Consider the following 19869-nt stretch of genomic DNA (forward strand, 5'->3'; position numbering starts at 1 on the left):
ATCGTCACAGGGTGCCGTAAGCCGCAGCGGCCAGAGCCGCTCCAAACAACATCGGTTCCATGGAATTTCACGCGGAACCAGCGTGGCTGTGGGTCTTCGGCATCAAACCAGAGCCCTGTCCATCCTATCTCAGGCCACTTTCGCGGGCAGACCCACGGTCTGGTTGGCCCCGGGAAGCCAAGGGCGGCGATGCTACAGTTGCACTAATCCATGGCAACCGGCAGCGCCACTTTGGCCCGGATGCGGCAGGGAACCAGACAGGATTTTGTTTGATGGTGACGTCGAAGTTTCGTGAGCGTGAGGTGGGGAGTTCGTTGGCTCATCCAGAGGCGCTTGGCGATTCCAACGCCCCGGTACACGGCACGGAGATAGCCAAAGCGGCGAGGACGGCGATCCTCCAAGGGTTCGTCGGGTCGTTGCTCATGGTGGCAGGCTCGATCGGTGTCGGCTGGATGGCGACAACCAGCGGCTCCCTTATCCGTACGCCCCTCTTCATCATGGCCAGGACATCTCCGGTTGGCGTGATCGTCTGCACCGTGATGCTCTGCCTCGGCGCGCTCCTGCTCCTGCGTTCTTGGCTGCGCATTGCCCAGCGGATCGGCGGATGGAGCCCGTCCTCGCGTCCTGTGCTCCGGCGCGCATTGTGGATGTGGGCAGTTCCGATGATGTTCAGTTTGCCGTTGTTCAGCAGGGACGCATATGCCTACATCGGCCAGGGCCGGCTCATGGAGCAGGGACTGAACCCATATACCAACGGCATCTCGGCCCTGAGCAACTACTTTTCACTCGGACCCGACAAATTGTGGACGGAAGCGCCTACGCCTTACGGCCCGCTATGGCTCTGGATCGAACAGGGTGCCGTGTGGGTGAGCGCCGGCGTCCCCGAGCTTGCGCTGATTCCCTTCCGCCTCGCTGCCCTTGCCGGGGTGGTGCTGCTCGCCGTGTACGTTCCCCGTTTGGCTGCGCTCCACGGAGTGAACCCGGACCGGGCACTATGGCTTGGGGTCCTCAACCCGGTTCTCCTGATCAACTTCATCGCCAGCGCACACAACGACTCCTTGATGTTGGGACTGGTCGTTGCCGGATTGTACTTCGCATCGGTCAAACGACCCGTGCTTGGAATCGTGCTGATCACGGCCTCGATCGCCATCAAGCCGATTACTTTGATTGCGTTGCCTTTTGCCGGGCTGCTCTGGGCGGGTGCCCGTGCCGGCTGGGGCCGCAGAATGCTCTGCTGGACGGCGACGTTGGGCTTGTCCTTAGGCTTGCTGGCCGGCGCAGGACTGGTGAACGGCCTGGGATTTGGCTGGCTTGGCGCCCTCCAGACTCCCGGCGCCGTCTGGATCTGGTACGCGCCGGTGGGGTTGCTGGCACATACGGCGGGATTCGTCGTCGGACTGTTCGGGGGTCCGGGCGTTCCCGTGACGGATATTATCCAAACTGCCGGAACGGCGGTCTCGGCGCTTGCTATCGTCTGGCTCGCCGTACGGACGCCCGGCCGCGGGATCGGCATGCCTGCGCCGATCGACGACGAACCCGAGTTCAACAAAACCGTGCTTCGCCGGATGGCCTGTGCTTTCGCCGCCGTCGTCGTCTTGGCGCCCGTGATCCAGCCTTGGTACATGGTGTGGCTGCTCGTGTTCTTCACCGTGACGGGGATCGCGGACGGCGCCCAGCTCCGCACGGTCTTCTATTTGACGGCGTTCTTCACCCTTATCGCCCTGACAGACCAATTGAGCGTCTTCCAGTGGATCCCCATCGAGGTGGTGCGCGGAGTGGCCATCGCCATCGCGGTCTCCTTCATCGCCTACTTGGTGTTCTTTGACAAGAAGACCCACGTGCTGTTCCGCCCGCGTCGCGGGACTTTGAAGCTCAAGCTCAAACCGAAATCCTGAGCCTTTCACCCAAGGTGTTTCATCGCTTCACGCAGGGATAACGGGCTCAGCAGGGGCCGTCGGGTTTCCACGTAGCTCAGTACCCACTCAGGATCGGTCTTGGCGTACTCCCGCAGGGTCCAGCCGATTGCTTTCCTGATGAAGAACTCCTTGTCAGCCAGATTGGCGTCAAGCGCCGTGGCAAGAAGTTCTTGGTCCGTGGAAGTCTTTGCCTTGAGCTGGGAGGTGATGGCTGCGCGGCGGATCCAGAAGTCCGGGTCGCTTGCCCATGTCTTCAAGAGCGGAGTCAGCGTGCCCCGGTGGTGTTGCAGAAGGGCGCAAATACGGTCGGAAACGCCGTCAACGAAGTCCCACCATGCGCCGGTCCGGATGATTTCTTCATATAGGGGCAACATCTCCAGATCCTTGGCGACGGACTTGAGCGAGGTCAGATCGATGGCCGCATAGCGTTCTTCCCGCCATGTAGCTTCCCGCCACAGCAGCCGGACATCGTCACGAAGTTCGGCGGGGGACTCGAAGGGGAGTTCTTTCGCGGTCGCGAGGACGATGCGGCGGACTGCGGGGACCTTGACCCCGAGCGAAGGCATGGATGATTTCATGTACGCCTGTGCCGCTTTCGCACGGTCCGGATCTGCCTCTGCCTGCAGGCGTCCACGAATGATCGCGAGTCTTCGGTGTTCCATACCGCGACTTTAGGACACTCGTGGGCGGGTTCGGACACGCCTCCCGGTTGACTGCGGTGAAGAGGCCCCTAGAGTGGGTTGAAGAGTTCGTCCGGCGGCCGGTCCGGCCCCTTGTTCTTGATGCTTGGAGGCCCCTGATGTCCATGGTGAAGACGCCAGAAGAGATTGCGCTCATGCGCGAAGCCGGAAGGGTGGTTGCCAATACGCTTTCGGCGGTTCGTTCGCACGCCCGGGTCGGTATGTCGCTCAAGGAGCTGGACGAGGTTGCGGCCGCTTACATGGAGGCCGCCGGAGCCAAGCCTGCGTTCCTGAATTACCGCCCGCGGTGGGCGTCCACGCCCTTTTCAGGGGTCATCTGCACGAGCGTCAACGACGCCGTGGTGCACGGCATCCCGGACGGATATGTGTTGCAGGACGGGGATCTGTTGAGCGTCGATTGTGGGGCATTCGTGGAGGGTTGGTGCGGGGACGCGGCAGTCAGTTTCATCGTGGGCACCCCGGATCCGGTGGACCAGGAGTTGATCGATGCCACGGACGCCGCCCTCGCCCGCGGAATCGACGCTGCCCGGATTGGAAACAAGATGGGCGACCTTGCGTACGCCATTGGCGGAGAAGCCAAGCGCAGCGGTTACGGGATCCTTGCCGATCACGGTGGGCACGGCATTGGCCGGACCATGCACGCCGAGCCGAGTGTGCCGAACATCGGACGGCCGGGCCGCGGGGTGAAGCTCGTGGAGGGCTTGGTGATCGCCATCGAGCCGATGTTGATCCTCGGTGGCAGCGACGACTACTACCACGACGACGACCAGTGGACCCTGCGCTCCGCCAACGGCCGCCGTGCGGCGCATAGCGAACACACCGTGGCGATCACCGCGGACGGACCGCTTGTCTTGACGCTGCCTTAGCGCGGTTGCTTCTGAATGTGGAACCCCGGAAATCAGCGCCGCAGGCGCATGACCGCCCTACCGGGGACCGCCGTGGAAACTGTAGAGAAGCCAGCCGCACCGAACAACTTCACAGTTCCCTGGTAGAGATCGGCCGGACCGGCCTTGGGCCGTAGCAAGGAATCCACGGGGTATCCTTCGATGATTTCGGCGCCATGCGCGAAGGCATGCCCGACGGCGGCGTCCAGCAATGCGGCCGCCACCCCGCTCCGGCGGTGGCCGGGAGAAACCACGAAACAACTGACCGACCAAACTCCCGGGCCTTCCGCGGTACTTGCTCCTGCGGCCTTGAGGATCTGGGATCGCTCGATGCGCGGATAGCACTGGCGCGGTTCCACGGCGCACCAGCCCACTGCTTCGCCGCCCCGGAACGCCAGGACGCCGGGTTCGGGGCCGTCGTCGAATTTTGCTTTGAGCTGTTCCTTCCGAGCCTCAGGTGGAGTGGTCTTCCAATCCTGCCCGGTGAGGGCGAACCAACGGCACCAACAGCGCGAAGGCTCGCCCCGGACGCCGAATAGCCTTTCAACATCGGGCCAGCTTGCAGGGCCAGTCGTGATGGCTGCGGAGCCGGCGGGGTTCAGGACCATAGGAACAGCGTAGAACCCGGTGATGCTGGACGGCACGTGCTGTCTTGGCCTCTGGCTGCGGGTCTTTACGGCCTGACGAAGAGCAAGAGCGGCTCTGAACTACGTTTCCGCAGCTCAGAGCCGCTCTTTGGGTGCCCCGGGAGGGAATCGAACCCCCGACCAAGAGATTAGAAGGCTCCTGCTCTATCCTCTGAGCTACCGAGGCAGGCGACGCACGCACAGCACGTGGCTGAGACGCCATCAAGAGTTTACCTTGCGGCGGCTGCCTGTGAAGTCGGCTCGGTTTCGAACTTGACTCTTCCCCCACAGGCGGCGACGGCGTCGGGCTATCCACATACGTGAACTAGGTACTGCCGCGGAAGTCCGCGGCACGTGAAGCTGAAAGAGCCAGGCAGGCAGCTCAACTCACGTTAGGACAAGACCATGAATGACATCATCACCGTCCGGGGATTCGTTGCCACGGAACCCAAGAGTTCGACGACACCCGGCGGGACGGGGACGGCCTCGTTCCGGCTGGGCTCCACGGCACGCAGGTTCGACCGCGCGAACGATGTCTGGGTGGATGGCAACACCAATTGGTTCAGCGTCCAAGCGTTCAGGCATCTCGCGGGAAACATCGGATGCAGCGTCAAGAAGGGCCAGCGGGTCATCGTGGTCGGAAAACTCAAGTTGAGGCAATGGGAGCACGACGGCAAGATCTACCACGTTGCCGAAATCGTCGCCGAAACGGTGGGGCATGACCTCATGTGGGGCTCGGCGAACTTCATCCGGACCACCGGTGGCACCGGCCCGCAAAGCACGCCCGCGGCCGCTGAGGCGGAGCCGGAGAACCCGTGGCCCTCGGCCGAAGAAGATGGTGAAGACAGCCCGCATGACGACGAGGACGGCAGCGCCGCAGCCGAGCGGGAAGTTATCTTTTCGGCCGGAGAGGGCGACGAGTCGGTTCTCGTTGATACTCACACGGGAGAACTTGTCGACGCCCGGGCTTGAAATGACTCGGCGCCTGAATGCCCGCGCGGCCCGAAATCATGCCGGCCCCTGAAACAGTGGATGCCGCGGACACCCGCAGATACCATGCGGCGCGGCGGGTAGTACGCCGCATGGCAGAATAGCCGGGTGATGAGCAGGGGAATGCCGCAAAAACCATCAGGACGCCACCACGCGGCCGGAAGCCCGGGTTTGCTGCTTGCCGTGCCGTTACTCGTGGCCGGGCTGGTGACCGGCTGCACGGCGCCTGCGCCCGTGGTGTCAGGAAGCACGGCGGTTTCATCGCCTGCCTCGTCGCCGGCCCCATCGAGTACGGCCAGTGCCACTCCCGCTGTCGCACCCGGCGCGGGAAGCCCGTCGGCATCGGCATCGACATCGGCTTCGCTCAGCCCTGGCACTGCTTCCCTGAAGCAGACCATGGAGTCCGTACTCAAAACCATTGCCGCCGCAACCCCCAAACCGGCACAAGATGCATTGCGATCACAGCTCGTTTCGGCCGGCATCCCCGCGGCTGCTGTGGAGGTATCCGCGAGCAAGACACCGACGGGACTGGATGTCGACGCTATCGAGGCCGCCGCCAGGCTGGACAAGGACTGCGTCATGGGCGAGATCAGGGACGGCCAGGTTTCGGTGTCGGTCCTGCCCGTGTTGGCCAGCGGCAAATGCTTCGTCGGGAATTCCCGCTAGCAGGGCCGAATGTGAGTTATGCCGTGCCACCCATTAGATTTAACGGCATGGCGGAATTCATTTATACGATGACCAAGGCTCGCAAGGCCGTTGGCGAAAAACTAATCCTGGACGATGTCAGCATGTCGTTCTTCCCTGGCGCGAAGATCGGCGTCGTTGGCCCGAACGGAGCTGGCAAATCCACGATCCTGAAGATCATGGCTGGTATCGACACCCCGTCGAACGGCGAAGCCCGCCTCAGCCCCGGCTACTCCGTGGGCATCCTCCTGCAGGAGCCGCCCCTGAACGAGGAAAAGACCGTCCTGGGCAACGTCCAGGAAGGCGTGGGCGAGATCTACTCGAAGATCCAGCGCTTTAACGCGATCTCCGAGGAAATGGCCAACCCGGACGCCGACTACGACACCCTGCTGGAGGAAATGGGCCACCTTCAGGAAGCCATCGATGCTGCTGATGCCTGGGACATCGATTCCCAGCTCGAGCAGGCCATGGACGCACTCCGCTGCCCGCCGGGCGACTCCGACGTGACGGTCCTGTCCGGTGGTGAGCGCCGCCGTGTAGCGCTCTGCAAGCTCCTGCTGCAGAAGCCCGACCTCCTGCTCCTTGACGAGCCCACCAACCACCTGGACGCCGAAAGCGTCCTGTGGCTGGAGCAGCACCTCTCTTCCTACCCCGGTGCCGTCCTCGCCATCACTCACGACCGTTACTTCCTGGACCACGTCGCCGAGTGGATCTGTGAAGTGGACCGTGGCCGTCTCTACCCCTATGAAGGCAACTACTCCACGTACTTGGAGAAGAAGCGCGCCCGCCTCGAAATCCAAGGCAAGAAGGACGCCAAGCAGGCCAAGCGACTCACCGAGGAACTTGAATGGGTCCGCTCCAACGCCAAGGGTCGCCAGACCAAGTCGAAGGCCCGTCTGGCCCGGTACGAGGAAATGGCGGCGGAGGCTGACCGCACCAGGAAGCTGGACTTCGAGGAAATCCAGATTCCGCCGGGACCGCGTCTGGGTGGCCTGGTCCTGGAAGCCAAGAACCTGCAGAAGGGCTTCGAGGACCGGACCCTGATCGACGGGCTTTCGTTCACGCTGCCCCGTAACGGCATCGTCGGCGTCATCGGTCCTAACGGTGTCGGCAAGACCACACTGTTCAAGACCATCGTCGGGCTTGAACCGCTCGACGGCGGCGACCTCAAGATCGGCGACTCGGTCAAGATTTCCTACGCCGACCAGAGCCGTGGCGGCATCGACCCCAACAAGACCCTGTGGGAGGTCGTCTCAGACGGCCTGGACTTCATCCAGGTCGGCCATGTCGAAATGCCGTCCCGCGCCTACGTCGCCGCCTTCGGCTTCAAGGGACCGGACCAGCAGAAGAAGGCCGGGGTGCTCTCCGGTGGTGAGCGTAACCGCCTGAACCTGGCGCTGACCCTCAAGCAGGGCGGAAACCTTCTCCTTCTTGACGAGCCCACCAACGACCTCGACGTCGAAACCCTCAGCAGCCTCGAGAACGCCTTGCTTGAGTTCCCCGGCTGCGCCGTGGTGGTCTCGCACGACCGGTGGTTCCTCGACCGGGTTGCCACCCACATCCTCGCGTACGAAGGCGACGAGGAGAACCCGTCGAAGTGGTACTGGTTCGAGGGTAACTTCGAGTCCTACGAGGAGAACAAGGTGGAGCGCCTCGGTGCGGACGCTGCCAAGCCGCACCGTGTCACGCACCGCAAGCTGACCCGCGACTAAGCGAATTGCAGCACAGAAGGCCGGCACCCTGGATATTTCTCCCGGGGCGCCGGCCTTCTTTGCTTCGACGATCCGGCGGCGTGGTGGCAGCGACGAGGGCAGCTACGAGGGGATCCTGAGCATCCCCTCTTGCGCCACTGTGGCGACATGCTCGCCGTCGCGGCTGAAGATCTTGCCGGTGGCAAGTCCGCGGGCGCCTTGGGCGCTGGGGGACTCCTGCACGTAGAGAAGCCACTCGTCCACGCGCACGGGGCGATGCCACCACATGGCGTGGTCAAGGCTCGCGACGCTCATGCCGGGCGTCATCCAACTCAATCCGTTCTTGCGCAGCACTGATTCCAGGATGGTGTAGTCACTTGCGTAGGCCAGGGCGGCCAGATGAAGGTTGGGATCGTCCGGCATCGGGCCAAAGGTCTTCATCCAGACGGCATTGCCGGCGACCCGGTCCTTCGGCGCTTCCACATAGATTGCGGGGTCGACGTGGCGGACGTCGAAGGGGCGCTCGAATGACATGTGGCGGGCGAGAGGATGGTCGTACTTCTGCAGGAGTTCCGCGGTGCTCGGCAGGGTTTCGGGATCCGGGATTCCGACCGGCATGGAGGACTGGTGTTCCACGCCCTCCGCTTCCGTCTGGAAGGAAGCGATCATCGACAGGATCGGTTGACCTTCCTGGTAGGCGTGCACCCGACGAGCGGAGAACGAGCGTCCGTCGCGAAGCCGTTCAACGCTGAAAGTGATGGGCTGGTTGGCATCCCCGGGACGAAGAAAATAGCCATGCATGGAATGGACGGTTCGGTCCTCTTCCACCGTTCGCATACCGGCGACGAGCGACTGGGCGAGCACCTGCCCCCCGAACACCCGGTGGCGCGGCTGCTTCTGGGAGGGCCCAAGGAAGATGTCCTCGGCTGTCCTCGCGCCGTCGAAGTCGGCCAGGGACAACAGTTCGATGAGGGTGGATGTGGGGTCCTCCAGGGCAACCTGGTGTTCGAGGCCGGCGTGCGCGTCAGTCATGGTTCGACTCTAGACGCCCCCCTGACCCCTCTCAACCGCGGACATGCCGGTAGAGTCAATGATGTGTCCGATGTACTGACCCAATCCTTCCATTTCGTCGATCCCCGTGATCTGGCGGATCTCCGCACTTATGTCACGCGTGCCAAGAGCATCGACGATGGCGCCATCCGGCTGCAGGCCTCCGGACGCGTCCTGGCTGCATATGTGTGCGTCCTGAGGCCGCGCCTCCTGGGCGAGTCGACGCCGACCATTCTCGGGCTCCGGACCATCGCCCTCGCCGATGACGCGCATGCGGACGTCACCGTCACCCTGTCTTCGGTCCTGGACCGCTTGGCGCGTTCCGGTGCCGACGACGTCGAGCTTCCGATCCCGCCGTCGACCGTTTCCGAATCATGGGCGGGAGTCGGGGCACCCCGCAGCGGCTGGGAGCCGCTGGGTTCAGTGCCCGACGCCGAACTCAGGTCAGTCGCGAATGCCGGAATTGCCGAGGTGGCCGGGATTGTTCCCGATCAGCCCGGCGCGTTGATCGTCAACAACGCCAGGGCCGCGGTGTGGGGCCGGGAGATTCCGGGACTCGACGGCGTGCCCGCCGGCGCTGCGTTCGCCGCCTTGGCGCTCGGTTTCCTTGGCGACGGCGAACACCGGCTCTTCCGTAACGGCCGTTGGTTCCGGCTCAGCGGCAGCCGGGGCCACATCCTCGCTCGATCCGGATCAGGCCTGGGCTTCCAAGCCCGCTGAACCCGAGCCAGGCCCGGGCCAATCCAAGGTCAATCCCGAGCCAATCCCATGGCTACACAGCACCGTCCTACAAGCTCAGGGCTGCTGGACCGACGGGCTGTTGACCATCGTGAGCGCTGCCCGCTCCATGTAGTCCCACAGCGTACCTTCGTGAAGCGGCGACAAATCGAGCGAATCCACTGCCGCGCGCATGTGGAAGAGCCAGCGGTCCTTGGCTTCGGGAGTCACCTGGAACGGCATGTGCCGCATCCGCAGCCTGGGGTGCCCGCGTTCCTCGCTGTAGGTTCCCGGGCCACCCCAATACTGCTCGAGGAACATGAGGAACCGCCGCTTGGCAGGGGCGAGGTCTTGTTCCGGGTACATGGGCCGGAGCAAAGGATCTCCGGCGACGCCGTCGTAGAAGACGTCGATCAGTTTCACGAAAGTCTCGTGGCCACCGATGGCCTCATAGAAGCTGTCGGTGTAGGCGGGCTGGCTGAACGGATCGTTTTGCATCAACTGCCGCCGTTCGGCCGGCTGCGGTGTTGCTGATTCCGGTTGGCTGCCCATGTCACTCACCTGCTTTCTGCTCTTGGATCTTGAGGGCTTCCTTTGAAGTCGGGGGCGCACTGGATGCAGCGGTTTCGGCAGGCGCAGTACCCGGGGGTGCCGGCGGAACGTCGTCCGGGACGGCGGCTTCCTCCGGCACGTAGTCGCCTTGCGAGCGGTTGCCCACCCGCAGGATTTCTCCGTTGCGCAGATACCAGATGGCGCCGTCTTCAGCCTTGAGCCGGGTGATCCGGAGGCCTACCGATTCAACGGTGCCAATCACTTCAGTCGTCACGATCACATCGCCGATCCCGAACTGGTCCTCGATGGTGATGAAGATGCCGGACAGGAAATCGCGGATGAGCTGTTGGGCGCCGAAGCCGATGGCCACACCCAAAATACCGACGCTCGTGAGCAGCGGCGCAATATCCACATTCAGGTATTTGAGGACGTAGATGATGACGATGACCACCACCACCACGCTCAGCACGCTTGTCAGCAGCGAGCCGATGGTGTGGGCGCGTTGGGCGCGGCGTTCATGGTCGAGCGCCCGGAAGGCCGGCTGGACCCACCTGAAATGGGGTTTCTTGAAGAAGCTCGTGCCCTCTGCCACGCGGCGGGTAATGCGCAGGATGATGAACCTGGCCACGACCCAGACCACCAACCCGATGCCCAGCGTCACGAAGATGGACGCGTAATCGATCTTGGCTGCATCGGCCACGATGTTGTCGGTCGACGAGGCGACGTTCATATGCGGGAATGCTCCTCACGGGATCCAATTGTTCGCCGGGCCCTTGATTGCCGGGCGCTGAACACTTTGTCCACGGTCAACCCTATCGCCGTAGCGTGGCCGGATCCGCATCGTGATTCTCGGCGGAACTGCTTTCTTGTCATCTGGCTAGACCGTGGCCACCGTCGTGCTCGGCTCATGCTGTACGGGAAAATTGACGCTGCGGGCGATGAAGCACACTTGGTTGGCCTCATGGTGCAACTCGTCCACGAGGGAAATATGCGCCGGGTCGGCAACCGTGACCTGCGGCTTCAAAGTGACGTTCTCGAACTGGCCGCTGCCATCGCGATTGAGCCTCATCAAGCCCTCGGCGTGGTCCACGTAATCGGTGACCACCACCCCGTGTTTGACCGCGACATGCAGGAAAGAAAGCATGTGGCACTGGGAGAGGGCGGTGAGGAGCAGTTGTTCGGGGTTGTACCGGCTCCGGTCGCCATGGAAGGCGGGGTCCGAAGATCCCTTCAGGACGGGCAGGCCGGGGATCTCGACGTCGTGGTCCCTCGTGTAGCCGCGGTAGGTGGAAGTCCCGGTGCCCAGATTTCCGGTCCAGCGCACGGTCAGGGAGTAGCGGTGTTCGTCAAGGCTCATGCGGAAAGTCTAGCGGCGGTGCTTTCGCGGGCGGGACACTGAACGGCCCCGGTTCCATTGAAGCGGAAACGGGGCCGGACGGTGATTTATCCGTGGCCTTTAGGCGTCTGCCGCGCGGGCCTTCAGGGCACGGGCGACGCCGTCGCGGTTTTCGAGCATCATCCGCCGCAGGGCGTTGCTGTCCGCCGGCAGCTCAGCGAGGAACTTGTCCGTGCGGTCAACCGTGGCCTGCGTGGTCAGTTGCGCGGGGTAGAGCCCGACGACGATTTGCTGGGCCAGCGCAAAGGTGCGGTTGGCGACAATTCCAGGTACTGCCTCAAAGTACTCCTCGGCGTACGGCTCCAACAGGGAGGTGTCCGGAACCCGCATGAAGCCGGTGACGGCCGAGCTTTGAATGGCGTTGGAGAGCTCGCCCGTGACCACGATCTTCTTCCAGGCGGCGGCCTTGGCCTCGGGAGTGGGAAGGGCCGCCGTCGCCAAGGCGGCGGCGTTCTGGCCATTGGCCGTGTTGTCGCGCCCAAGTTCGGCGTCGATCCGGTCCTGGCCTTCGCGCCCGCCCACCACCAGCGCGGTGAGGAGTTCCCAGCGTAAATCCTGGTCAACCGTCAGGCCGTCCAGGACGGTGCTGCCGTCCAGGACCGCCTGGACTGTGTCCAGTTGGGAACTGCTCGCGGCAAGCAGCGCGAAGGACTTCACGAATTGGAGCTGGGCGTCCGATCCAGCAGCCGCCGTCTTCGAGAGCTCCCACAGTGTGTCAGCGGCGGCCTCCGTGGCCGCATCCTTGTGGTCCGCTGCGACGTAGTACGTCAGGGTGGTGGCCAGCTGGCGGAGCTGGGTCAGGATCACGGAGGAATCGGTCTCGGACGCGATGTTCGCCAGGATCAGCTCGACGTAGCCGCGGGCCGGGGTTTCGCCGTCGCGGGCTGCATCCCAGGCCGAGCCCCATACGAGGGTGCGCGGCAGGCTGCCGGCGAAGTCCTTCAGGTGGGCCTTCGCAGTGGCCAAGGATGCGGGGTCGAGGCGGACCTTCGCGTAGGCGAGGTCGTCGTCGTTGAGCAGGACCAGGTCCGGACGCGCCATTCCGGCAAGGGCGGGAACATCGGTCCGGGCACCGTCGACGTCGAGCTCCTCCCTGTGGGTCCGCTCAAGTTTGCCCTCGGCTGAGAGGTCATAGAACCCGACGGCGAGACGGTGTGGGCGCAGCGTGGGCTGCTCGTCGATAGCGGTCTGCACGATTGCAAAGGACGTGATGGTGCCGTCCGCGTCGACCTCGAGCTCGGGGGAGAGCGTGTTGACGCCGGCAGTCTCGAGCCAGAGCTTGCCCCACTGGTCCAGGTCGCGGCCGCTGGCCGCTTCGAGTTCCTTCATGAGGTCCGCCAGTTCGGTGTTCTGCCAGGCGTGCTTCTGGAAGTATTCGCGGACGCCGGACATAAATTGTTCCGGCCCCACCCAGGCAACCAACTGCCGGAGCACGGAAGCTCCCTTGGCATAGGTGATGCCATCGAAGTTGACCTCGACGTCCTGGAGATCGTTGATCTCGGCGAAAATCGGGTGCGTCGTGGGCAACTGGTCCTGCCGGTACGCCCAGGACTTCTCCACCGAGGCAAAGGTGGTCCAGGCCCGGTCGAATTCGGTGTTTTCGACCGCGGCCAGGTGTGACATGTACTCGGCGAAGGACTCGTTGAGCCACAGGTCGTTCCACCAGCGCATCGTGACGAGGTCCCCGAACCACATGTGGGCCAGTTCATGCAGCACGGTGATGGCGCGGCGTTCGATCTGCGCGTCGGTGACTTTGCCGCGGAAGACGTAGCCCTCGAGGATGGTCACCGCGCCGGCGTTTTCCATGGCTCCGGCATTGAACTCCGGAACGAAGAGCTGGTCGTATTTCTCGAAGGGATACGGGAAGCCGAACTGGGCCTCGAAGAACTCAAAACCCTGGCGGGTCAGTTCGAAGATGTTGTCGGCGTCCAGGTACTGCATGAGGGACTTGCGGGCGAACACGCCGAGCGCGATGACGCGGCCGTCGGAGCTGGTGACCTTGCTGCGGACCGATTGGTACGGTCCCGCGATCAAGGCGGTGACGTAGGAAGAGATGCGGGGGGTGGGGGCGAATTGCCAGACCGAGCGCGCCGCGCCGTCGTCTCCGGGGGTGGTTTCCACCGGTACGGGAGTGGGCGAGTTGGAAATGAGGTCCCAATGCGAGGGTGCGGTGACCGTGAACGTGAATGCCGCCTTCAGGTCCGGCTGCTCGAACACAGCGAACATGCGGCGGGAATCGGGCACCTCGAATTGCGTGTACAGGTAGGCCTCGTTGTCCACCGGGTCCACGAAACGGTGCAGGCCCTCACCGGTGTTCATGTAGGGGGCATCGGCGACTACCCTCAGTTCGTTCTCCGCGGCGAGCCCGGGCAACTGGATGCGCACGCCGTCGGACACCACTGCCGGATCGAGTTCGGTGCCGTTCAACGTCACGCTGTGCACGGTCTCCGTGATCGCGTCGATAAAGCTCGAGGAGCCCTCGACGGCGGAGAACTTCACCACCGTGGTGGAGCCGAAGACCGTGGCGCCCTTCGTCAAGTCGAGGGTGACGTCGTACGAGGTCACGGTGAGCGATTCTGCGCGGTGTCCGGCTTCGGCGCGCGTCAGGTTCAGGCCTGGCAAGGGTTGCCTCCAAGAATGGTTTCGAGAAGCCGGTTGGTTTCAGCCAGCGCCGGCGCTGTGAAGTCATTCTTTCACTTGATTCCGCCTTGGCAAGGAAGCTCGATCACAGTGTCGCCGGCGCGGGGTAGCGTTGGAATATGGGAAAGATGCGCGACTCGTTGGACCTCCGGGCGCTCCGCTTTGCGGTGGCATTTCCGCTGCTGCTGGCCGGCGCATTTGCCGTGTGCGCACTCATGTTGCGCAACAACCTTCCGGATCCCGTCGCCATCGCGTGGAACGCCGACGGCGGCATTAGCTTCGCGCCGTTCCTCGCCTACGTTTTGGGCGGGGGAGGATTCCTGGTCGTCGCGGGTTGGCTGGTGTTCATCCAGGCTGTTCCCCTTGCCAGGCCCGTGATCATGCGCAGGGTCATGATGGGCATGGGCCTCATGGTGACCCTCTTCATCACCTCCGTGCTGGCCGCCGGGCTCGTGGGGCAAACAGGCCTTGCCGACGCCCGCAGCTCGCACGTTGATGCCACCGTCCTCGCCCTCGGCGCGGGAGCGGCACTTCCCCTGGGCGTGGTCATGATGATGGCCTTCAAGCCCGACCCCCATTGGACTCCGGAAGACGACGCCGCCCTCGAGGCCGAAAGGATCAGGACGGAAGACCCCGGACTGGCGGAGGATTCCATGTTGCTGTGGGTCCACGCGCGGAGTTCGGTGTTCGTGATGATCTGCGTGGCCACCTTGTTCCCCGCCATGTTGATCGCGATCGCGCTTCCGTGGTTGGGCGCATTGCTGGCAGTGGTCGCCGTCATCGGAGCCTGTTTCCTCTTCGTCAGGGTCCGGGCCGACCGGGGAGGAGTGCAGGTCTTTGTCGCCGGCATCCTGAGGGTCCTCACAGTTCCCGCTGTCGATATCGCAGGCGCGGCCGCGCAGGAAGTCAGGGCCGCCGATTTCGGCGGCTGGGGACTCCGGCACCACGGAGGAGCCACGGCCATGCTCGTCAGCAGCGGTCCCGCCGTCGTCGTCCGCCAGGTCAGCGGCCGCAGGGTGGCGTTCAGCGCAGGGACATCGGCCACGGCGGACCGGCTCGCAGGAATCCTGAACCGCGTCGCGGCGCGTGCCCAGCGCGGCGAGCAGCCTCCGGCCACTTGACCGCCGGAACGCGCCCGGCCTGTTGGCTTCGTCTTAAGAGGTGAGCCGGGCCCCGATCCTAGTAACCTAGGAACCGCATCCCTCACCGCCGCGCCCGGCTTTGCCGGGTTCGCGCGCCAGACTGAATGGACTTCCTGTGACCACACCCCGCGTCCACATTGCCACGGACCATGCCGGCATGGAGCTCAGCGCCCACCTCGTGAGCCACCTGACGGCCAAGGGCTACGACGTCGTTGACCACGGCCCCAAGGTGTACGACGCCCTCGATGACTACCCCTCGTTCTGCATCAACGCGGCCGCTGCCGTCGTCGCTGACCAAGGGGCCGGAGTTCACGCATTGGGCATCGTCCTGGGCGGATCCGGCAACGGTGAACAGATTGCCGCGAACAAGGTCAAGGGTGTCCGCGCCGCACTCGCCTGGAACCTCTCCACGGCGAAACTGGCCCGCGAGCACAACGACGCCAACGTGGTTGCCGTGGGCGGCCGCCAGCACACCGTCGAGGAAGCGACCCAACTGATCGAGGCTTTCCTGGAAGAACCGTTCAGCAATGACGAACGCCACGTGCGCCGCATCGGAAAAATCGCTACCTATGAGAACACCGGCGAAATCGTTGCATAGTGCCTGAAGGGCATTCCATCCATCGCCTGGCACGTCAGTTCCAGGATGTTTTCGCCGGCCACGTGCTGGAGGTCTCCAGCCCTCAAGGCCGTTTCACTGCGGGCGCAGCGCTTTTGGACTGCCATGAACTGCTCGAAGCGACCGCGCACGGCAAACAGCTTTTCCTCCGTTTTGACCATGGGGTGCTCCTGCACGTCCATCTGGGTCTCTACGGTGCGTGGAGTTTCGGTGGCGATGAGTCCTTCACGGGTGCCTCGAGCATCGGGGCGCCGCGCCGGATCGGCGAACGCGAGACCTTCTCACAAGACGGCAGCGCAGAGAGCCCCGGAAGCAGCTACGCGGGTCCGCCCGAGCCCGTGGGCGCCGTGCGCGTGCGCCTCGTTTCAGCGAACGGCTGGGCGGACCTGAGGGGCGCCACCACCTGCGCGGCGATCACCGAGGCGGAGGCCGCGGCTGTCCTGGCGCGCCTGGGTCCCGATCCCCTCCACAACCGCCCCGGCGACCGCGAGGAGTTCATCCGCCGCTTGCTGCGGCGCAAGACCGCCGTCGGCCTCCTCCTCATGGACCAGTCGGTCGTGGCCGGGATCGGCAACATCTATCGCGCGGAGGTGCTGTTCCGCCAGCGCGTTGACCCGTGGACACCGGGCAGCTCGCTGAACATTGAAACCGCCGGGCGCCTGTGGGATGACACCGTGGCTGCGATGTCCGACGGCGTCCGTGACGGGCGGATTGTTACGACCCCATCGGCTTTGTGGAGCGGTGGGAACGCCGGAGCGCTCGACGGCGAGGCGCATTTTGTCTACAAGCGGCAGGGACAGCCGTGCCGGCGATGCGGCGACGTAGTGGGAATGGCCGAGATCGGTGCGCGCAAGCTCTATTGGTGCCCCGGCTGCCAGAACTAAAGTCCGGCGCTAGCAGGTGAAAATCGGCGGAAACACGAAGGGCCCCTCGATGAGGGGCCCTTCGTTCTATGGAGGGGACGACGGGAATCGAACCCGCGTAATCAGTTTGGAAGACTGAGGCTTTACCATTAAGCTACGTCCCCGGGCAAGGCTGCATGGATCTCTACGAATCTGTCAGAGGGTTCCGTGCATCTTTCCGGCGGCTGTTGAAGCCGGATATAACTAAACCTAATTCAGGGGCCAAGTGTCAAATGTGCATTCTCCGGCGAGATGCCCGTAGACTGTCCTGTGCATTCACGGGGTGTAGCTCAGCTTGGCTAGAGCGCCTGCTTTGGGAGCAGGAAGTCGCAGGTTCAAATCCTGTCACCCCGACTCTGTGTGCCTGTTCCGATCCGGAACGCGGCAGAACCCCATCCCACAAAACCAGGAGTACTTAGACTGTGAAGAGCGCTGTCGAGAACCTCACCGCCACGCGGGTCAAGCTCAACGTTGAGGTTCCCTTTGAGGAACTGAAGCCGAGCATCGATGCCGCTTACAAGACCGTTGCTTCGCAGATCCAGGTTCCCGGGTTCCGCAAGGGCAAGGTTCCCTCCAAGCTGGTTGACCAGCGCGTTGGCCGCGGCTACGTCCTGGAGACCGCCATCAACGATGGCCTCAACGGCTGGTACCAGGCTGCCGTCCAGGAAGCCGGCCTCCGCCCGCTAAGCCGTCCCGAGGTTGAGATCACCGAGGTTCCGGACCCGTCCTCGACCGACGGCGAACTGAAGTTCCAGGTTGAGATCGACGTCCGTCCCGAGGTTGAGCTCCCCGACTACGCCGGCATCAAGGTAGAGGTTGCCGCAGCCGATTCCTCAGACGCCGACGTCGACAAGGCCCTCGACGAGCTCCGCGGCCGCTTCGGCACGCTGAAGTCCGTTGACCGCCCGGCCGTCGATGGTGACTTCCTGACCATCGACATCACCGCCACGATCGACGGCGCCGAAATCGACTCCGCCACCGGCCTGTCCTACCAGGTTGGCGCAGGCACCATGCTTGAAGGCCTCGATGAGGCCGTCACCGGCCTTTCTGCCGAAGAAGAAGCAATCTTCGACACCACCCTGGTTGGCGGCGAGCACGCCGGCGAAGCAGCCCAGGTCAAGGTTGTTGTCAAGACCGTCAAGGAGCGCGAGCTTCCTGAGGCCAACGACGACTTCGCCCAGTTGGCATCCGAGTTCGACACCCTCGCCGAACTGCGTGAAGACCTTGCCAAGCAGGCCGCCGAGTCCAAGGTCGTCGGCCAGGGCGTCGAAGCACGCGACAAGGTCCTGGACAAGCTCGTCGAGCTCATCGAGGTTCCGGTTCCGGACTCCGTGGTCGAAGAGCAGCTCGAAGCACACTTCAACGCGGAGAACGCCCACGGTGAAGGCGAGCACGACACCGAGGAACACCGCGCGGAGGTCAAGGCCAACACCGCGCGCGCCTTCCAGAACGAGATCATCCTTGACGCCATCGCCGACAAGGAAGAAGTGAGCGTCAGCCAGAACGAGCTGATCGACTACATCGTCAGCACGGCAAGCCAGTACGGCATGGACCCGAACCAGTTCGCCCAGATCATCGATCAGAGCGGCCAGGTTCCCATGATGGTTTCCGAGGTCCGTCGCCGCAAGGCCCTCGCAGTTGTCCTCGGCCAGGCCGAGGTTGTCGACTCCGAAGGCAACAAGGTGGACCTCAGCGACTTCGTGCGCCCCGCCGGCGAAGAGGCCGCCGTCGAGGAAGCCGAAGAAGCAGCTGTTGTTCCGAGCGACGACCCCGCTGCAGTGAAGTTCTAGTTTCACCTCAAGCCGCCCCCGGATCCTTGATCCGGGGGCGGCTTGGTTTAAGCCCCTGGAGCGTGGAAAGTGCGCCCTTCCGCAATCGTGCGCCGTCAGCGAACAGCGCGATTTGGGAGAACAAATCGCCGTGGAAAACGGTTAGTGTCCAAGTAGTGAAGATCAGGGATGGCAAGTTCAGCAATGGCCCTGTCACCAGCGAGAGGTAAGTACTTATGTCACAGCACGCAGAGGCCCCCAGGATGGCAACCGTCGATCCAGCGGCCCAGGACAACTACATCTACAACCGCCTGCTGAAAGAGCGCATCATCTGGCTCGGATCCGAAGTCCGTGACGAAAACGCCAACGCGATCTGCTCCCAGCTCCTCCTCCTCTCGGCTGAAGACCCGGAGAAGGACATCTACCTGTACATCAACTCTCCTGGCGGCTCCGTGACCGCCGGCATGGCCATTTACGACACCATGCAGTTCATCCCGAACGACGTCGTGACGGTTGCCACCGGGCTCGCGGCCTCCATGGGCCAGTTCCTCCTGTCCTCGGGCACCAAGGGCAAGCGCTACGCCACGCCCAACGCCCGCATCCTGATGCACCAGCCTTCCGGCGGCATCGGTGGCACGGCGTCGGACATCAAGATCCAGGCGGAGCTGATCCTTCACATGAAGAAGGTCATGGCCGAGCTGACGGCCGAACAGACCGGACAGACCGTGGAGACCATCCTCAAGGACAACGACCGCGACAAGTGGTTCACCGCCCCCGAAGCGCTCGAGTACGGCTTCTTCGACAAGATCTCCGCCCACGCAGGCTCTGTGGCCGGTGGCGGCGGTACGGCCAACTCGTCGTCGAATTCCGAGAAGTAACCGGCAGCAAGAAACATTCAGATCAGGAGCAATAAAAATGAACTACAACTTTGGATGGTCTGCCGGTAATCTCCCGTCCAGCCGCTACGTCCTCCCGCAATTCGAGGAGCGCACGCCCTACGGCTTCAAGCGCCAGGACCCGTACACGAAGCTCTTCGAGGACCGCATCATCTTCCTCGGTGTGCAGGTTGACGACGCTTCCGCCGACGACATCATGGCCCAGCTGCTGGTGCTCGAGTCCACGGACCCGGACCGCGACATCACGTTGTACATCAACTCCCCGGGCGGCTCGTTCACGGCCATGACGGCGATCTACGACACGATGACGTACATTCGTCCGGAGATCCAGACCGTTTGCCTGGGCCAGGCGGCCAGCGCCGCGGCCGTGCTGCTCGCGGCGGGTACGGCGGGCAAGCGCCTCGCCCTGCCCAACGCCCGGGTCCTGATCCACCAGCCGTCGCTGTCCGGCGGCCAGGGGGGCCAGGCCTCCGACCTCGAGATCCAGGCCGCAGAAGTCATGCGCATGCGCTCATGGCTTGAGGACACGCTGGCCAAGCACTCCGGGCGGACGCCGGAACAGGTCAACAACGATATCGAGCGCGACAAGATCCTCACCGCCGCCGAGGCAATGGACTACGGATTGATCGACCAGGTGCTCGATTCCCGCAAGATCAAGCCCCAGGCGATCGCCAGGTAACTGGCCAAAACTCGACGC

At 63.7% G+C, this 19869-nt stretch carries 20 protein-coding genes and 3 tRNA genes; 13 read left to right on the forward strand and 10 right to left on the reverse strand.

What is annotated here, in order from left to right:
- Positions 1–272 precede the first annotated feature (272 nt).
- Positions 273–1895 (forward strand): polyprenol phosphomannose-dependent alpha 1,6 mannosyltransferase MptB, encoded by a 1623-nt coding sequence (gene mptB, locus ABEA18_RS15265; RefSeq protein ID WP_345450394.1) that lies wholly within the window; start codon positions 273–275, stop codon positions 1893–1895.
- 5 nt (positions 1896–1900) lie between these two features.
- Here mptB and ABEA18_RS15270 read toward each other — a convergent pair whose 3' ends face one another.
- Positions 1901–2578, reverse strand: coding sequence for a DNA alkylation repair protein (locus ABEA18_RS15270; protein ID WP_345450396.1), 678 nt, complete (start codon positions 2576–2578; stop codon positions 1901–1903).
- Positions 2579–2715: 137 nt separating this feature from the next.
- Between ABEA18_RS15270 and map the strand changes: the two genes are divergently transcribed.
- Positions 2716–3483 (forward strand): type I methionyl aminopeptidase, encoded by a 768-nt coding sequence (map, locus tag ABEA18_RS15275; RefSeq protein ID WP_345450398.1) that lies wholly within the window; start codon positions 2716–2718, stop codon positions 3481–3483.
- A gap of 32 nt (positions 3484–3515) precedes the next feature.
- On the opposite strand, the gene ABEA18_RS15280 is transcribed toward map, so the two are convergent.
- Together ABEA18_RS15280 and ABEA18_RS15285 are read right to left on the reverse strand one after the other, a co-directional pair.
- Entirely contained in the window at positions 3516–4109 is a 594-nt protein-coding gene (locus ABEA18_RS15280; RefSeq protein WP_345450400.1) for a GNAT family N-acetyltransferase, read from the reverse strand.
- Between the two features lie 132 nt (positions 4110–4241).
- A tRNA-Arg gene (locus ABEA18_RS15285) sits at positions 4242–4314 on the reverse strand.
- 218 nt (positions 4315–4532) lie between these two features.
- On the opposite strand from ABEA18_RS15285, the gene ABEA18_RS15290 reads away from it, so the two are divergent.
- A complete protein-coding gene (locus ABEA18_RS15290; protein ID WP_345450401.1) occupies positions 4533–5099 on the forward strand; it encodes a single-stranded DNA-binding protein in 567 nt (188 codons plus the stop codon).
- Here the strand turns inward: ABEA18_RS15290 and ABEA18_RS15295 are convergent.
- A complete protein-coding gene (locus ABEA18_RS15295; RefSeq protein WP_345450402.1) occupies positions 5066–5494 on the reverse strand; it encodes a hypothetical protein in 429 nt (142 codons plus the stop codon). The genes ABEA18_RS15290 and ABEA18_RS15295 overlap by 34 nt on opposite strands.
- Positions 5495–5513: 19 nt before the next feature.
- Between ABEA18_RS15295 and ABEA18_RS15300 the strand changes: the two genes are divergently transcribed.
- Positions 5514–5783, forward strand: a complete 270-nt coding sequence (locus ABEA18_RS15300) for a DUF6993 domain-containing protein (RefSeq protein WP_345450404.1) — start codon at positions 5514–5516, stop codon at positions 5781–5783.
- Positions 5784–5830: 47 nt separating this feature from the next.
- Positions 5831–7513, forward strand: coding sequence for an energy-dependent translational throttle protein EttA (gene ettA / locus ABEA18_RS15305; RefSeq protein ID WP_236811427.1), 1683 nt, complete (start codon positions 5831–5833; stop codon positions 7511–7513).
- Between the two features lie 102 nt (positions 7514–7615).
- On the opposite strand, the gene tesB is transcribed toward ettA, so the two are convergent.
- Positions 7616–8524, reverse strand: coding sequence for an acyl-CoA thioesterase II (tesB, locus tag ABEA18_RS15310; RefSeq protein WP_345450407.1), 909 nt, complete (start codon positions 8522–8524; stop codon positions 7616–7618).
- 63 nt (positions 8525–8587) lie between these two features.
- Here tesB and ABEA18_RS15315 point away from each other — a divergent pair, with 63 nt between their 5' ends.
- On the forward strand, positions 8588–9262 hold the full coding sequence (locus tag ABEA18_RS15315) for a DUF8185 domain-containing protein (RefSeq protein WP_345450409.1): 675 nt from the start codon (positions 8588–8590) through the stop codon (positions 9260–9262).
- Between the two features lie 75 nt (positions 9263–9337).
- Here the strand turns inward: ABEA18_RS15315 and ABEA18_RS15320 are convergent, their stop codons facing one another.
- The 4 genes from ABEA18_RS15320 to pepN form a co-directional block, all read right to left on the reverse strand.
- On the reverse strand, positions 9338–9811 hold the full coding sequence (locus tag ABEA18_RS15320) for a globin (protein ID WP_345450411.1): 474 nt from the start codon (positions 9809–9811) through the stop codon (positions 9338–9340).
- Position 9812: 1 nt separating this feature from the next.
- Entirely contained in the window at positions 9813–10541 is a 729-nt protein-coding gene (locus ABEA18_RS15325) for a mechanosensitive ion channel family protein (protein WP_345450412.1), read from the reverse strand.
- A 147-nt stretch (positions 10542–10688) separates the two neighbouring features.
- The gene (locus ABEA18_RS15330) at positions 10689–11168 is read right to left on the reverse strand and encodes an OsmC family protein (RefSeq protein ID WP_345450413.1); all 480 of its coding nucleotides are present in this window, start codon (positions 11166–11168) and stop codon (positions 10689–10691) included.
- A 99-nt stretch (positions 11169–11267) separates the two neighbouring features.
- The gene (gene pepN / locus ABEA18_RS15335) at positions 11268–13829 is read right to left on the reverse strand and encodes an aminopeptidase N (RefSeq protein WP_345450415.1); all 2562 of its coding nucleotides are present in this window, start codon (positions 13827–13829) and stop codon (positions 11268–11270) included.
- A 137-nt stretch (positions 13830–13966) separates the two neighbouring features.
- On the opposite strand from pepN, the gene ABEA18_RS15340 reads away from it, so the two are divergent.
- From ABEA18_RS15340 to ABEA18_RS15350, 3 genes are all read left to right on the forward strand, one after another.
- Complete coding sequence (locus ABEA18_RS15340) at positions 13967–14968, forward strand: hypothetical protein (RefSeq protein WP_345450417.1); 1002 nt, start codon at positions 13967–13969, stop codon at positions 14966–14968.
- Positions 14969–15104: 136 nt separating this feature from the next.
- On the forward strand, positions 15105–15587 hold the full coding sequence (locus tag ABEA18_RS15345; RefSeq protein ID WP_345450419.1) for a ribose-5-phosphate isomerase: 483 nt from the start codon (positions 15105–15107) through the stop codon (positions 15585–15587).
- Positions 15587–16489, forward strand: coding sequence for an Fpg/Nei family DNA glycosylase (locus tag ABEA18_RS15350; protein WP_345450421.1), 903 nt, complete (start codon positions 15587–15589; stop codon positions 16487–16489). Before ABEA18_RS15345 ends, ABEA18_RS15350 begins: the two co-directional genes overlap by 1 nt.
- 69 nt (positions 16490–16558) lie before the next feature.
- Here ABEA18_RS15350 and ABEA18_RS15355 read toward each other — a convergent pair.
- Positions 16559–16632 (reverse strand) — tRNA-Gly (locus tag ABEA18_RS15355).
- Positions 16633–16786: 154 nt separating this feature from the next.
- On the opposite strand from ABEA18_RS15355, the gene ABEA18_RS15360 reads away from it, so the two are divergent.
- The 4 genes from ABEA18_RS15360 to ABEA18_RS15375 all read left to right on the forward strand — a co-directional run bounded on the left by ABEA18_RS15360 (position 16787) and on the right by ABEA18_RS15375 (position 19851).
- A tRNA-Pro gene (locus ABEA18_RS15360) sits at positions 16787–16861 on the forward strand.
- A 68-nt stretch (positions 16862–16929) separates the two neighbouring features.
- Positions 16930–18297, forward strand: coding sequence for a trigger factor (tig, locus tag ABEA18_RS15365; RefSeq protein WP_345450423.1), 1368 nt, complete (start codon positions 16930–16932; stop codon positions 18295–18297).
- Positions 18298–18539: 242 nt separating this feature from the next.
- Positions 18540–19154 (forward strand): ATP-dependent Clp protease proteolytic subunit, encoded by a 615-nt coding sequence (locus tag ABEA18_RS15370; RefSeq protein ID WP_345450506.1) that lies wholly within the window; start codon positions 18540–18542, stop codon positions 19152–19154.
- A gap of 37 nt (positions 19155–19191) precedes the next feature.
- Positions 19192–19851 carry an ATP-dependent Clp protease proteolytic subunit gene (locus ABEA18_RS15375; protein WP_345450425.1) on the forward strand — a complete coding sequence of 220 codons (660 nt, stop codon included), beginning with the start codon at positions 19192–19194 and terminating at the stop codon, positions 19849–19851.
- Positions 19852–19869 lie beyond the last annotated feature (18 nt).

It is taken from the genome of Arthrobacter gyeryongensis, assembly GCF_039543785.1.
Lineage (GTDB): Bacteria > Actinomycetota > Actinomycetes > Actinomycetales > Micrococcaceae > Arthrobacter > Arthrobacter gyeryongensis.